The following is a 13,269-nucleotide window of genomic DNA, read 5'->3' as shown; positions in this document are numbered from 1 at the left end:
GCTACCCGCGGGCCCGCCTCATGACGGCCCGACCCCCTAGGCTCGTTCGTCATGAGCCAGCACGAAGACGACCTGCAGCGTTCCGCCCGCCTCGGCACCGACCTCATCGCCCTGCACCGCGACCCCGAGATCCTCCAGGTCGTGAACGTGTGGGACGTCGTGAGCGCGAAGGTCGTCGCCGGCGTGCCCGGCACGAAGGCCCTCGCGACCGCGGGCCACTCGATCGCGGCGACATTCGGCTACCCCGATGGGGAGATCCCGCTGGACCTCATGCTCGACATGGTCGGTCGCATCGCCGCCGCGGTCGATGTGCCGGTCTCGGCCGACCTCGACGACGGACACGGCGACGCCGGCGAGACGATCCGTCGCGCGATCGGCGTCGGCATCGTCGGCGCGAACATCGAAGACCGGATGCGTCCGTTCGACGAGTCGGTCGCCGTCATGCGCGCGGCCGTCGAAGCCGCCGAGGCCGAGGGGGTGCCGTTCGCGCTCAACGCCCGCACCGACGCGTTCGTGCGGGGCGGCGACCGCCCGATCGAGGAGGTCGTCGCCGACGCCGCCGAGCGCGGCCGCGCGTTCCTCGACGTCGGCGCGACGAGCGTCTTCGTGCCGGGGAACTTCGGCGAGGACGTCGTCGAGGCCCTCGTCGCCGAACTCGGCGAGCAGCGACTGAGCGTCATCGGGTTCCCGCACCTCCCGACGCCCGGGCGGCTCCAGCACCTCGGCGTCGCCCGCATCTCGTACGGCCCGCTGACGCAGCGGCTCGCGCTCGGCACGCTCGAGGACGCCGCGATCCACCTGCTCGCCGGGGGCGCGCTGCCGAGTGGCATCCGCCCGCTGAACTAGGCGCCGCGCTAGGGTGGCCCTTGGCGGCCAGGCCGCCGGGGCCGGGCGGGGGCGCGGCCCGACGCGGCATCGGCTCGCCCCCGGGATGCGGAGCGGTGCATGGCGAGCGGTATCCCCATCGAGATCTCGGGGCTCACGAAGCGGTTCGGCCCGGTCACCGCGGTCGAGGACCTGAGCTTCACGGTGGAACCCGGACGCGTCACCGGGTTCCTCGGGCCCAACGGCGCGGGCAAGACGACGACCCTGCGGACCCTGCTCGGCCTCGTGCGAGCGACGGAGGGGTCCGCGACGTTCGGCGGCACCGCGTACGGCGCCCTCGAACGCCCGCTCGAGACCGTCGGGGCCGCGCTCGACGCGAACTTCCACCCAGGACGCACGGCGCATGCACATCTCGCGGTGTACGCGACCGCTGCGGGCATCGCCGCGTCCCGCGTTCCCGAGGTGCTCGGGACGGTCGGCCTCACCGAGTTCGCCGGGCGCCGCGTCGGCGGCTTCTCGCTCGGCATGCGCCAGCGCCTCTCGCTCGCGTACACGCTGCTCGGCGACCCCGGCGTGCTCGTGCTCGACGAGCCCATCAACGGCCTCGACCCCGAGGGCATCAAGTGGATCCGCGTGTTCCTGCGCAACCTCGCCGCCGAGGGACGCACGGTGCTCGTGAGCTCCCACCTGCTGAGCGAGGTGCAGCAATCGGTCGACGACGTGGTCATCATCTCGAGGGGCCGGCTCGTGAAGACCGGGACGCTGGCGAGCCTGGAGCTCGACGCGGCGCCGCGCACGATCGTCGACTCCCCCGACCGCGACGCACTGCGTGCCGCCCTCGAGACGGCCGGACTCGACGCGACCGAGGGCCGCAACGGGTTCATCGTCGACGAACCCGACCCGGCGAAGGTCGGCCATGCGGCGTTCGTCGGCGGCGTCGAGGTGTCGAGCCTGCATCGCCTGAAATCCGGACTCGAGGAGTCGTTCCTCTCGCTCGTGGGCGGAGGCGAGGAGTGATGCGCGCGATCGCCGCCGAGTTCCAGAAGGTCTTCACCACCCGCATGTGGTGGCTGCTCGCCATCCTGATGTTCGTCTACGTCGCCGCGCTGGCCGGCGGCCTCGGAGCGTTCTTCGGCTGGATCACGGACGACCCCGAGGCTGCGGCGCAGGCGGGCACCACCACCACCGGCCCGGTGCCATCGGGCGCCGACCTCGGCTCGCTGCTCTTCAGCTTCGCCACGTCGATCGGCTACGTGTTCCCGGTGCTGCTGGGCGCGCTCGCGGTGACGGGCGAGTTCCGGCACCAGACGCTGACGCCGACGTTCCTCGCCACCCCGCACCGCAGCACCGTGCTCGGGGCGAAGTTCGTGTCGCAACTCGTGCTCGGCGCCGCGTTCGGCGTCGTCGCGTTCGTCGGCACGGTGGCCGCCGCATCCGGCGCCCTCGCAGCCTGGGGCATCGACGCCGGGCTCGACTCTTCCGACACGTGGGCGCTCATCGGCCGCGGCATCCTCGCGATGGCGCTCTGGGGGGCGATCGGCGTCGGATTGGGCGCCGTCGTTCCCAACCAGGTCGCCGCGATCGTGATCGTCATCGCGTTCACGCAGTTCCTCGAACCGGTGCTGCGGTTCATCGCCGCCCTGTCGGAGCCGACCGCGCAGATCGGCCGGTTCCTGCCCGGGGCGGCGAGCGACGCCCTCGTCGGAGCATCGTTCTACACGCTCGCCGCGTCGGCCGGCGGGTCCGGCGTCGACCCGCTCGAGTGGTGGCAGGGCGGACTCGTGCTCGCCGGCATCGCCGTGGTCCTGACCGTGATCGGCGGCGCGACGACCTGGCGGAGGGACGTGTCGTAGTGGATGCCGCCGAGCTCCGCTCGCGCCGGCTCTTCGCGCAGGGGCTGCGTTCGGGAACGGATGCCCCGGCCGCGGCATCCGGTCCCCCGTCGACCCCCGCCGACGTCGTGCGTCGGTCGCTCGCCGTGCAGGGCCAGGAGTACCTGCCGTCGCAGTGGGGTCTCGCCCAGCGGCTGCCGCTCGCGGACCGGCCCGACGGGGCCTCGGTCGGTGCCGCCATCGACCGCGGTGAGATCCTGCGCACCCACGTCCTGCGCCCGACCTGGCATCACGTCGACCCGGCCGACGCGCGCTGGCTGCTCGAGGCATCCGCTCCTCGTGTCGGCCGCATCCAGGCGACCTACGAACGGCGATACGGCATCGAGGGCGAACGCGCGGCGCGCGCGCTCGACGCGTTCGCCGAAGCCGTCGCCGGTGGACGCCACCGCACGCGCGCTGAACTGGCCGAAGTGCTCGACGGCCAGGGCTGGCCGGGCGGCGCGATGGTGTTCCTGCTCATCCGCGCCGAACTCGACCGCGTGCTCATCTCGGGAGCATCCGTCGGGAAGCAGCGGACCTACGCCGCCTTCGACGAACGCGTGCCGCCGTCGGCGCCGCGCCCACTCGACGACGCACTCGCCGAACTCGCCGAACGATTCCTGCTGACCCGTGGGCCCGCGTCGGCGCGGGACCTGTCGGCCTGGTCGGGGTTCACGCTGCGCGACGTGCGCGCCGCGCTCGCGGACGCGGCCGATCGCACCGGCGGGCGCATCGAACGACTCGCGCTCGACGCCGAGTCCGGGGCCGTCGGCGCCGCTGGTGCGGACGACCTCTGGCACGACGCATCCGTCGCCGCGGCGTGGAGCGCGCGCGAGCGCGACGCCGAGGCATCCGACGACGATCCCGAACGGGTCGACCTGCTCCAGGCGTACGACGAGTACATCATGGGCTACGCCAGCCCTCGCGCGTACCTGCAGCCGCCGGGCATCGAGAGTCCGGTCATCCCCGAGTTCCCGCTGCACGCGATGTTCGCGGGCGGCACGATGATCGGCCGCTGGGCGTGGACCCAGCAGGGTCGGCGCACCACGCTGCGCATCGTGCCGTGGCGCGGGCCGTCCGCCCGAGAACTGGAATCGCGCGACGCGGTGATCGCCGAGGTCGAGGCGTTCCTCGGCGTGCCGGTCGCCGTCGAGGTCGACCCGGTCACGCCGCTGTAGCATCGCGCCATGGCCGTCATCGCCGTCATCGGCACCGTCGTCGTCGCCCTCGCCGCGCTGCTGCACGGGTACATCTTCCTGATGGAGAGCGTCTGGTGGACCCGGCCCTCGACGTGGAAGCGATTCGGCGTCGCCGACCAGTCCGCCGCCGACACGACGCGACCCATGGCGTACAACCAGGGCTTCTACAACCTGTTCCTCGGCATCGGCGCCGCCCTCGGCCTGGTGCTCTTCTGGGCCGGTGCCGCGCCGGTCGGCAAGACGCTCGTGCTCTTCACGACCGCCTGCATGGCGCTCGCGGCCGCGGTGCTGACGACGACCGGCCGCGGATACCTCAGGCCCGCACTCGTACAGGGCACCCTGCCGCTCATCGGGTTCGTGCTCTTCGCGTTCGCCTGAGCGGCGTTCGCCTGGGCGGTCGCGTCAGTCGGACGCCTCCGCGGCATCCGGCCCGTCTGCCGCAGGGTCGACCTTCAGCCGGTCGATCAGTGCACCCGCGTGGTTCGTCGAGATGATGAGCCGCGCGAACTCGCCGCCGGCGAGCTCGAGCACGACGGCCTGCCGCTTGCCCTTCACGATGACGAAGTCGCTGCCCCCGTGGTACTTCCACACGCCGACGGCGACGACGAGCGGCACCTCGGTGCCCCGCCGGCGGATGCCGCGGATCCAGATCCACGGGTCGTCGGTGATGGTGGCGGAGCGGATGTCCTCGCGCTGGATGACGAGATCGTCTCCGCGCAGCGCGAGCGTCTTCTCGGTCGGGGTGAGTTGCACCTCGATCCGGTCGGAGTGGACCCGCAGCTTCGCCATGTCCCCCATCCTGCCTCATCGGCGCGGGCGCAACCTGCACGCCATGCATCCGCATGCACGTAACCGGACGCATTGCCCGGCGCCACGCGCTCTACGCGCGCAAGCCCCGGAGGATCACACGAACCTCGGAGCATCCGCGCTGAATCATCCGAACTCCGCGCGCTCATCCGAACCTGGGCGGGCGGGAGCGGCGAGCGGATGCTAGCGGCGAGCGGATGCCGCGGCGCGCGCGGCCGCGGGCAGCGCGTCGACGATGCGATCGATCGCGAGGTCGTCGTGCGCGGCCGTCACGAACCATGCCTCGAAGACGCTCGGCGGCAGCGAGACGCCCGCGTCGAGCATCGCGTGGAAGAACGGTGCGTAGCGGAACGCCTCTTGGCGCTGCACGCCCGCGTAGTCCGCGACGCCGCCGGAGACCTCCTCGCCGAACACGAAGCTGAACAGGTTGCCCGCGCGCTGCACGGCGTGCGCGACGCCCTCGGCGGCGAGCGCCTCGGACACGGCCTCCGAGACGGCCTCGGCATTGCGGTCGAGCGTGGCGTAGACGGAGGCATCCGCTGCGCGCAGCGTCGCGACGCCGGCCGCGACGGCGACCGGGTTCCCGCTCAGCGTGCCCGCCTGGTAGACGGGGCCGAGCGGCGCGAGCCGGTCCATGACCTCGGCGCGGCCGCCGAGGGCGGCGACGGGCATGCCGCCGCCGATCACCTTCCCGAACGTGAGCAGGTCGGGCGTGTACTCGGATGCCTCGTCGCGGGCCTCGAGCCCCCACCAGCCGGCCTCGGACACCCGGAACCCCGTCAGCACCTCGTCGCTGATGACGAGCGAGCCGTTCGCGCGGGCGAGTTCGACGAGCGCACGGTTGAAGCCCGGCAGCGGCGGCACGACGCCCATGTTCGCCGCCGCGGCCTCGACGATCACGGCGGCGATGCGGTCGCCGTGCTCGGCGAACGCCGCGCGCACGGCGTCGAGGTCGTTGTACGGCAGCACGAGCGTGAGGGCGGCGATGTCGGCGGGCACGCCCGCGGAGCCCGGCAGCGCGAACGTGGCGAGGCCCGACCCGGCCTCGGCGAGCAGGCCGTCGGAGTGCCCGTGGTAGTGCCCGGCGAACTTGACGAGCAGGTCGCGGCCGGTGAACCCGCGGGCCAGGCGGATCGCGCTCATCGTCGCCTCGGTGCCGGTCGACACGAGCCGGAGCTTCTCGACGGGGCCGACGCGCTGCTCGACGAGCTCGGCCAGCTCGGTCTCGGCGGGGGTCGACGCACCGAACGAGAGGCCGCGCGCCGCGGCATCCGTCACCGCCTCGATGACCCGAGCATCGGCGTGCCCGAGGATCGCGGGACCCCACCCGGCGACGAGGTCGACGTACTCGCGCCCCTCGGCGTCGACGACGTACGGTCCGTGCGCCGAGACGAGGAACCGCGGCGTGCCGCCCACCGAGCGGAACGCCCGCACCGGCGAGTTCACCCCGCCGGGGATCGCGGCCTGCGCGCGGGCGAAGAGGTCGGCGTTCGTGGGGGTCATGCGTCGTCTCCGTTGCGGATCCAGCCGGCGAGCTCGGTCGCCCAGTAGGTGAGCACGGCGTCGGCGCCGGCGCGGCGGATGCCGCGGACCGACTCGATGACGGCGCGCTTCCGGTCGATCCACCCGTGGGCCGCGGCGGCTTCGATCATGGCGTACTCGCCCGACACCTGGTACGCCCAGACCGGCACGTCGGATGCCGCGGCCACGTCGGCGAGCACGTCGAGGTAGCTGCCCGCCGGCTTCACCATGACGATGTCGGCACCCTCCTCGATGTCGATGACGGCTTCGCGCAGGCCCTCGCGGCGGTTGCCGGGGTCGAGCTGATAGGTGCGACGGTCGCCCTCGAGCGTCGACTCGACCGCGTCGCGGAAGGGTCCGTAGAACGCGCTCGCGTACTTCGCCGAGTAGGCGAGGATCGCGGTGCGCTCGAACCCGGCGTCGTCGAGCGCCTCGCGCACCGCGGCCACCTGGCCGTCCATCATGCCCGACAGGCCGAGGACCTCGGAGCCCGCGCGGGCCTGCTCGAGGCCCATCGCGACGTAGCGCTCCAGCGTGCGGTCGTTGTCGACACGCCCCACGTCGTCGAGCACCCCGCAGTGGCCGTGGTCGGTGAACTCGTCGAGGCACAGGTCGGTCTGCACCACCAGCCGGCCGGCCGCCGCCTCGACCGCGACCCGGGTCGCGACGTTGAGGATGCCGTCGGGATCGGTGGCCCCGGAGCCGCGCGCATCGCGCCGCTCGGGGACGCCGAACAGCATGACCCCGCCGACGCCGACCGCGGCCGCCTCGTCGATGGCCGTGCGCAGGCTCTCGAGCGAGTGCTGCACGACGCCCGGCATCGACGCGATCGGCAGCGGCTCGGTGATGCCCTCGCGCACGAAGACGGGGAGCACGAGGTCGGCGGCGTGCAGGCGGGTCTCGGAGACCAGGCGGCGCAGGGCCGGGGTCTCGCGCAGACGGCGGGGGCGGACGCGAGGCGCGGAAGTCACCATGACAGCCTACGTCGCGCCGGCTGAGGGCCGCCTCAGCCCTTGAGCCCCGTCTGCGCGAGGCCCTCGACGAACTGCTTCTGTGCGAACACGAACACCACCAGCACGGGCAGCGCGGTGAGCGTCGCGGCGGCCAGCTGCGTGTTCCACATCTCGCCGCCGTAGGCGTCGGTGTATCGGGTCAGCGCCTGCGGCAGCGTGAACAGCTCGGGCGTCTGCAGGTACACGGTCGGCTCGAGGTAGAGGTTCCACACGTGCAGGAACGTGAAGATCGCGACCGCGGCGAGCGCCGACCGGCTCAGCGGCAGCGCGATGCTCCAGAAGATGCGCCAGCGCCCGAGGCCGTCGATGCGGGCCGCCTCCTCGAGCTCGACCGGCAGCGTGATGAAGAACTGCCGCATGATGAAGGTCGCCAGCACGCTCGGGGCGCCGAAGGTGCTGACGAGGATCAGCGGCCAGTGGGTGTCGATCATCCCCCACGCGTTGAACATCTGGAACAGCGGCACGATCGTGACCTCGGACGGGATCAGCAGCCCGGTCAGCACCACCAGGAACAGCACCCCCTGGCCCCGGAACCGGATGCGGGCGAACGCGTACCCGGCCATCGCCGAGCACAGCATCGTGCCCGCGGTCACGAGGATCGCGATGTACATCGAGTTGAAGTACTGCTGCGCGAACGGCTGGGCGGTGAACGCCTCGACGTAGCCGTCGAGCGTCGGGTTCGACGGCCACAGCTCCGGCGGGAACGCGAAGATCTCGTTGATCGGCTTGAGGGACGAGGTGATCATCCACCAGGTCGGGAAGACGAACGGGACCGCGAGCACCGAGAGCGCACCGAAGAAGAGCACCCGCCGCCACGGGCTCCCGGCCGGCCTGCGCCGGCCGACGGGCCGCGGCGCGCGCGGTCGGGCGAGCGCGGCGTCGACCTCGACCACGGGAGGGACGACGACGTCGACCGCGTGCCGGGCGGCGCCCTCGGGACGTTCGGGATTGCGCACCATGGCCTCAGTTCTCATAGAAGACCCACCTCCGACGGAGTTGCCACTGCAGGATCGTCAGCACCAGCACGATCGCGAACAGGAGGAGCGCGAGCGTCGAGCCGTAGCCGAAGTGGTGGAAGTCGAACGCCTGCTGCACCAGGTAGTAGACGAGCACGGTGGTCGAGATCCCCGGCCCTCCCTGCGTGAGCACCGCGATCTGCGCATACACCTGCAGCGACCCGACGATCGTGATGATCGAGGTCAGGAGGATGGTCGGCGAGATCAGCGGGACGGTGATGCGCCAGAACAACTGGCGGTCGGATGCCCCGTCGACGCGCGCGGCCTCCTGCACCTCCTGCGGCACGCCCTGGAGCGCGGCGAGGAAGAGCACCATGTTGAGGCCGACGTTCTTGAACACCTGCACGACGATCACCGCGGCCATCGCCGTCGGGCCCTCGCGCAGCCAGTTCGGGCCGTCGACGCCGATCACCTGGAGCAGTCCGTTGATGCCGCCGTTGTCCTGCAGGAGGAACGACCACACGATGGTCCACGCGACCAGGGACACCACGACCGGCGAGAAGAAGATCGTGCGGAAGACGGTGATCCCGCGCACCCTGCGGTTCAGCATCACGGCGAGGAGAAGGGCGAGGGCGAGGTTGAACACGACCAGGCCGGCGGAGAACACGCCCGTCGCCGACAGCACGGGTGCGAGCTTCGGATCGGCGAGGAGCTTCTCGAAGTTCTCGGTGCCGACGAACCGGAAGGTCCCGGCGAGCACGTTCCACTCGTTGAACGAGTACCAGACGACGAGCGCGAGCGGCACGAGCACGAAGAGCACGATGCCCGCCAATTGGGGCGCGATGAAGAGGTACCCGGTCAGCGCGTCGCGGCGCGCGTACGCCGGCGGTCGCCGTCGGCGCGGCGGCTGCCCGCCGGTTCGGGCGACCCCGGGCCGGGTTGCGGCCCGGCCCGGGATCGTGGTGGCGTCGGCCATGGGGTGGTGCCTTCCTAGCCCAGCAGGGGGTCGATGGCGGTGCAGACGTCGCCGAGGGTGCCCGGGATGTCGGCGTCGGCGACCCAGAGCGCGTCGAGCGCACTGCGCACCTCCTGGCCGATCTCGGCCGAGTCGGTGTGGCTGGGCCGGACGACGCCGGTCTGGATGCCGGGGATCACGACGTCCTCGATCTGCTCGGGCGTGAGCGTCGGGTTGGTCGCAGCGAGCGTCTCGGTGTTCAGCTGCGACTCGCGGGGCGGCGGGAAGTACTGGGCGAGCTGCTCCGAGTTCTCGGGGTTCGTGAAGAACGCGAGGAAGTCGGCAGCGGCCTGGGCGTCGGCGCCGTCGGCGAGGACGCCGATGCCGGCCTGCCCGATCATCGAGTACTCGCCCTCGGGTCCCTCGGGCAGCGGCAGCAGGTTCCACGCGAAGTCGCCCTTCAGCAGCGACGCGCGCGAGATCTGGGTCACCGTGAACGCGGACTCGCCGGCGAAGAAGTCGGCCGTCGTGCCGGGCCCCGGCATCGACTGCTTCGCGAACGCGGCGTCGTGGAGGAACTCGAACGCCTCGACCATCTCGGGCGAGTCGAACGTGCACGTCGCGCCGTCCTCGCTCCAAGGCGCCGCGCCCCAACCCATCCACACCGACGCGAGGTTGTCCCACGTCGTGTAGTCGAAGTCGCGGATGACGAATCCGGCCTTGCCCGTCGACGAGTGCACCGCGGCACCGGCATCCGACACGGCGTCCCAGTTCCAGTCGCCGTTCGCCTGCATCTCTGCGGCGGTCGGCAGGCCGGCCTGCTTCAGCAGGTCGTCGTTCGCGAACATCACGAACGGCGAAGTCGAGAACGGATACGCGACGAGCGATCCGGAGTCGTCGTGCCAGAGCGCGGTGGCGCTCTCCGACAGGTCGTCGAAGCCGTAGTCCGGGTCGGCCGACAGCGTGTCGTCGAGCGGGAGCAGCGCCCCCGACTGGACGAAGTCGGGCGCCGCGTTCTCGAGGATCCATGCGAGGTCGGGCGCGCTCCCGCCCGCGACCTGGGTCGTGAGCGTGGTGGTGTAGTCCTCGAACGGGAGGGGATCGAACGTGATCCCGGTGACCTCGGGGTGGTCCTCCATGTACGCGTCGGCGATCGAGTCGAACAGCGCCAGGTGGTCCTCGTTCGAGGTCCAGACCGTCATGCGCAGTTCGATGTCGGACGCAGGGGTCTCGGGGGCGCTGCCGCCGGAGCAGGCGGCGAGCCCGAGTGCGGTGACCGCGGCGAGCCCGAGGCCCGTCAGCACCTTTGCTGATCTCATGTGCGTTCTCCTAGTAACCGTTGACGTCGGCCGGCCAGTGCAGTTCGACGCCGCTGTTCGTGAGCAGGGACTGGAACTCCTCCAGGAGTCCCGGATTGGTACGGATCGCGCGGGGGCGGGACGCACGATCGAGGCAGAAGGCCGCCAGGCGGCCCGCGGCCTCGCCGATGTTCCACTCCACGGGGTGGAGCCGGAAGGCGCCGTTCGTGATGTGGGTGGTACCGACGTTCTTGCCCGCCGGCAGGAGGTTCTCCAGCCGGCGCGGGATGAGGGCGCCGAGCGGGATCTCGAACGGCCGTGAGGGCAGGTCGAGGTAGTTGTCGCCGCCGGTGGTGGGGTGCAGGTCGATGCGGTACATCCCGACGCCGACGGAGTCCGCGAAGCGCTTGGGCGATGCGTCACCGGATGCCGCGATCGAGAGGTCGAGCTCGGTGACGGTCGTCTCGGCGAGGATGCGCCGGGACTCGCGGATGTACGGGGCCATCGCGAGGCCCTCGGGGCCGTCGGTGAGGTCGCCGCGCAGTCGCAGCCCGGAAAACCCCGTGCCGCCGTCGGCCCGCGGGGCTTCGGTCTGCAGCCAGTAGAGCATCGAGCGCGACTGTTCGCGCGCCTCCGCCTCGCGCTCGGCGCGGACAGCTTCGGTCACGTCGACGATCGGGCCGCCGATGTAGTCGATCATCGGCCAGTTCACGAGGACGACGTCGCTCGGGTAGAACCCGGCGCGGAAGTTGCGCCGCGCGACGATGCGTCGGAAGGTCCAGAGTTCACGGTCGCCGGCGTCCGCACGCTGGTCGGCGACGCGACCCTCGGCGACATCGCGGCCGGAGTCGGCGTTGGGTGAGAAGGTGCGCGTCGTGATCTCGAGTGTGCGGGGGTCGGGTCCGGTGAGCGAGAGCATCGGCGCGCCCCAGTACGGCGGCTGCGCCGTACGCCAGCGGTCGTATCCGGCGGGCCGGTCGATCGTGTGGTCGCCGTCGACGTGGTCGATCACGAAGCACCAACTGAACGCCTGCTGGTTGTCGGGCTGCGCCTCGTCGGGGGCGCTCGGCTCGCCGGTCTCGCGGTTCGATTCGAAGCCCGTGACGTACTCGGCACCGGTGAGCGGCAGCAGGTCGCCGAGCTCGGTCGCGTCGATCACGTAGGCCGCCGAAACGACGACATTGGTGCCGTCGGCCCGCCGCAGCTCGACCGCCTCGACCCGGTCGCCGTCGACGCGCGCCGCGACCGGCACCGCCGGTTGCACGACGGTGAGGCGGCCGGTCGCCCGGTAGGGCGCGAGCATGGCCTCGATCACGGCGACGCCCGCACGCGGCTCGGCGCACACCCGGCCGACGAGGCCGGCACCCGGGTTCAGGTGTCGATCGGCGGCGGCCTCCGGCGTGAGCGGGTAGTGCCGCCGGTAGTGATCGCGGATGCCGTCGCGCAGGGCGCGATAGCGCGCCGTGGCACCGAACGACTCGATCCAGGTGTGCTCGTCCATCGGCACGGCCTGGCTCGTGAGCTGACCGCCGAGCCACGCGTACTCCTCGGTGAGCACCACCGATCGACCGGCCTCGAGGGCCCCCACCGCGGCGGCGACCCCGCCCAGGCCGCCGCCGACGATGAGGACGTCGGCGCGCAGTTCGCGCTCGGGCGCGTGCGCGGTCATTCGGCGCTCCGCGGCGCGACGAGCGTGGAGCCGTCGACGACCGGGCAGTCGAGCGTCTGGCGCAACTCGTCGCCCTCGACCTCGAGCTCGGGGTCGAGCAGGCGCGCGAGGAGGACCGTGGCGGCGGCGGCGAGCTCCGTGCGAGGCGGGCTCAGGCGCGTGTAGTCGCGGGCGTCGTCGCCGCGGCCGGGCTCGGAGAGGACGATGACGCTGAGGTCGCGGGGCACGTCGACGCCGTCGGCCTCGGCGAGCTCGACGAGCCGGCCGGCGTCCTCGAAGGTCTCGAGGACGAGTGCGGTGGCCCCGGATGCGCGGACCTCCGACCAGTCCGCCGCGACGTCGCCGGAGAGGGTGATCATGGTCGGCGCGACGGGCGCCGGGCCGGTGCTTCGCCGGGCGAGTTCGTCGATGACGCCCGAGCGCCGGTCCAGGAGCGACTCGCCCTGCGCGGGGCGGTGCAGGTAGGCGAACGTGCGGTGGCCCAGCTCCCAGGCGCGGCCGACGAGTTCGGCGGCTCCCGAGGCGTAGTCGATGGCGACGTACGGCGCGCCCTCGACGTCACGACGGCCGACCGCGACGAACGGGAAGCCGTCTTCGACGAGGCGGGACAGCTCGGCCGGGTCCATCTCGACCCCGAGCAGGAGGCATCCGTCGGCGAGCCGCCAGCGGTTGCGCTCGTCGAGGAGCCGGCGCCGGCCGTCGACGACCGGCGTCGAGGTCAACAGCAGCAGGTCGCAGCCGAGCTGTTCGGCCGTCTGCTCGATGCCGCTGAGCAGCGGAGCGTAGAAGTCCTGGCTCTCGGTCGGGAACGCCGGCTCGTAGGTGAACACCCCGAGGATGCGGTTGCCGAGGCCGGCGAGGCGTCGGGCCGCCGGGTCGGCGACGTAGCCGGTCTCCTTGAGCACTCGGAGGACGCGGTCGCGGGTCTCCTCCGGGATGCGCGCCTGGCCGTCGGCCTTGTCGTTCAGCACGAGCGAGACGGTCGCCTGGCTCACGCCGGCCAGCTCCGCGATGCGGCGCTGGGTGATCCGGCGCGGCGGGGTCTTGGAAGTCGTCATCGAGATCCTTCGGGTCGTCACCTGCGGTGCTAATCCGCATTAGCAGGGACGATAGCGGATGGTAATGCGGATTAGCAAGTTCGCGGACGAAATCAGC

At 72.0% G+C, this 13,269-nt stretch carries 13 protein-coding genes; 5 read left to right on the top strand and 8 right to left on the bottom strand.

Annotated elements, in window-relative coordinates; all coding sequences use genetic code 11:
- Positions 1-51 precede the first annotated feature (51 nt).
- From ELQ40_RS00980 to ELQ40_RS00960, 5 genes are all read left to right on the top strand, one after another.
- On the top strand, positions 52-846 hold the full coding sequence (locus tag ELQ40_RS00980; protein WP_127791992.1) for an isocitrate lyase/phosphoenolpyruvate mutase family protein: 795 nt from the start codon (positions 52-54) through the stop codon (positions 844-846).
- Between the two features lie 99 nt (positions 847-945).
- Positions 946-1,842: an ATP-binding cassette domain-containing protein gene (locus ELQ40_RS00975; protein ID WP_127791991.1), complete on the top strand. Its 897-nt coding sequence runs from the start codon at positions 946-948 to the stop codon at positions 1,840-1,842.
- Complete coding sequence (locus tag ELQ40_RS00970) at positions 1,842-2,678, top strand: ABC transporter permease subunit (protein ID WP_127791990.1); 837 nt, start codon at positions 1,842-1,844, stop codon at positions 2,676-2,678. The genes ELQ40_RS00975 and ELQ40_RS00970 overlap by 1 nt, the downstream gene beginning before the upstream one ends.
- Positions 2,678-3,874: a winged helix DNA-binding domain-containing protein gene (locus tag ELQ40_RS00965; protein ID WP_127791989.1), complete on the top strand. Its 1,197-nt coding sequence runs from the start codon at positions 2,678-2,680 to the stop codon at positions 3,872-3,874. The genes ELQ40_RS00970 and ELQ40_RS00965 overlap by 1 nt, the downstream gene beginning before the upstream one ends.
- 9 nt (positions 3,875-3,883) lie before the next feature.
- Positions 3,884-4,273 carry a DUF1304 domain-containing protein gene (locus ELQ40_RS00960; RefSeq protein WP_127791988.1) on the top strand — a complete coding sequence of 130 codons (390 nt, stop codon included), beginning with the start codon at positions 3,884-3,886 and terminating at the stop codon, positions 4,271-4,273.
- Positions 4,274-4,297: 24 nt separating this feature from the next.
- On the opposite strand, the gene ELQ40_RS00955 is transcribed toward ELQ40_RS00960, so the two are convergent.
- The 8 genes from ELQ40_RS00955 to ELQ40_RS00920 all read right to left on the bottom strand — a co-directional run bounded on the left by ELQ40_RS00955 (position 4,298) and on the right by ELQ40_RS00920 (position 13,172).
- The gene (locus tag ELQ40_RS00955; protein WP_127791987.1) at positions 4,298-4,684 is read right to left on the bottom strand and encodes a hypothetical protein; all 387 of its coding nucleotides are present in this window, start codon (positions 4,682-4,684) and stop codon (positions 4,298-4,300) included.
- Positions 4,685-4,885: 201 nt separating this feature from the next.
- Positions 4,886-6,205, bottom strand: coding sequence for a glutamate-1-semialdehyde 2,1-aminomutase (hemL, locus tag ELQ40_RS00950; protein WP_127791986.1), 1,320 nt, complete (start codon positions 6,203-6,205; stop codon positions 4,886-4,888).
- The gene (gene hemB, locus ELQ40_RS00945) at positions 6,202-7,197 is read right to left on the bottom strand and encodes a porphobilinogen synthase (RefSeq protein WP_127791985.1); all 996 of its coding nucleotides are present in this window, start codon (positions 7,195-7,197) and stop codon (positions 6,202-6,204) included. The genes hemL and hemB overlap by 4 nt, the downstream gene beginning before the upstream one ends.
- Positions 7,198-7,229: 32 nt before the next feature.
- A complete protein-coding gene (locus ELQ40_RS00940; protein ID WP_240665883.1) occupies positions 7,230-8,210 on the bottom strand; it encodes a carbohydrate ABC transporter permease in 981 nt (326 codons plus the stop codon).
- On the bottom strand, positions 8,200-9,168 hold the full coding sequence (locus tag ELQ40_RS00935) for a carbohydrate ABC transporter permease (protein ID WP_127791984.1): 969 nt from the start codon (positions 9,166-9,168) through the stop codon (positions 8,200-8,202). The genes ELQ40_RS00940 and ELQ40_RS00935 overlap by 11 nt, the downstream gene beginning before the upstream one ends.
- A gap of 14 nt (positions 9,169-9,182) precedes the next feature.
- On the bottom strand, positions 9,183-10,466 hold the full coding sequence (locus tag ELQ40_RS00930; RefSeq protein ID WP_127791983.1) for an ABC transporter substrate-binding protein: 1,284 nt from the start codon (positions 10,464-10,466) through the stop codon (positions 9,183-9,185).
- Between the two features lie 10 nt (positions 10,467-10,476).
- Complete coding sequence (locus tag ELQ40_RS00925; RefSeq protein WP_205649399.1) at positions 10,477-12,114, bottom strand: FAD-dependent oxidoreductase; 1,638 nt, start codon at positions 12,112-12,114, stop codon at positions 10,477-10,479.
- The gene (locus tag ELQ40_RS00920) at positions 12,111-13,172 is read right to left on the bottom strand and encodes a LacI family DNA-binding transcriptional regulator (RefSeq protein WP_127791982.1); all 1,062 of its coding nucleotides are present in this window, start codon (positions 13,170-13,172) and stop codon (positions 12,111-12,113) included. The genes ELQ40_RS00925 and ELQ40_RS00920 overlap by 4 nt, the downstream gene beginning before the upstream one ends.
- Positions 13,173-13,269 lie beyond the last annotated feature (97 nt).

The organism is Agromyces sp. LHK192 (assembly GCF_004006235.1).
Lineage (GTDB): Bacteria > Actinomycetota > Actinomycetes > Actinomycetales > Microbacteriaceae > Agromyces.
The sequence above is the reverse complement of the archived record's forward strand: the minus strand, read 5'-3'. Positions and strand labels throughout refer to the sequence as shown.

What these genes read in the sequence shown, in the direction of transcription:
- ELQ40_RS00925 (WP_205649399.1), bottom strand. Translation starts at nt 12,114, where the DNA reads ATGACCGCGCACGCGCCCGAGCGCGAACTGCGCGCCGACGTCCTCATC.
- ELQ40_RS00935 (WP_127791984.1), bottom strand. Translation starts at nt 9,168, where the DNA reads ATGGCCGACGCCACCACGATCCCGGGCCGGGCCGCAACCCGGCCCGGG.
- ELQ40_RS00970 (WP_127791990.1), top strand. Translation starts at nt 1,842, where the DNA reads ATGCGCGCGATCGCCGCCGAGTTCCAGAAGGTCTTCACCACCCGCATG.
- hemL (WP_127791986.1), bottom strand. Translation starts at nt 6,205, where the DNA reads ATGACCCCCACGAACGCCGACCTCTTCGCCCGCGCGCAGGCCGCGATC.
- ELQ40_RS00920 (WP_127791982.1), bottom strand. Translation starts at nt 13,172, where the DNA reads ATGACGACTTCCAAGACCCCGCCGCGCCGGATCACCCAGCGCCGCATC.
- ELQ40_RS00940 (WP_240665883.1), bottom strand. Translation starts at nt 8,210, where the DNA reads ATGAGAACTGAGGCCATGGTGCGCAATCCCGAACGTCCCGAGGGCGCC.
- ELQ40_RS00960 (WP_127791988.1), top strand. Translation starts at nt 3,884, where the DNA reads ATGGCCGTCATCGCCGTCATCGGCACCGTCGTCGTCGCCCTCGCCGCG.
- ELQ40_RS00980 (WP_127791992.1), top strand. Translation starts at nt 52, where the DNA reads ATGAGCCAGCACGAAGACGACCTGCAGCGTTCCGCCCGCCTCGGCACC.
- hemB (WP_127791985.1), bottom strand. Translation starts at nt 7,197, where the DNA reads ATGGTGACTTCCGCGCCTCGCGTCCGCCCCCGCCGTCTGCGCGAGACC.
- ELQ40_RS00930 (WP_127791983.1), bottom strand. Translation starts at nt 10,466, where the DNA reads ATGAGATCAGCAAAGGTGCTGACGGGCCTCGGGCTCGCCGCGGTCACC.
- ELQ40_RS00955 (WP_127791987.1), bottom strand. Translation starts at nt 4,684, where the DNA reads ATGGCGAAGCTGCGGGTCCACTCCGACCGGATCGAGGTGCAACTCACC.
- ELQ40_RS00975 (WP_127791991.1), top strand. Translation starts at nt 946, where the DNA reads ATGGCGAGCGGTATCCCCATCGAGATCTCGGGGCTCACGAAGCGGTTC.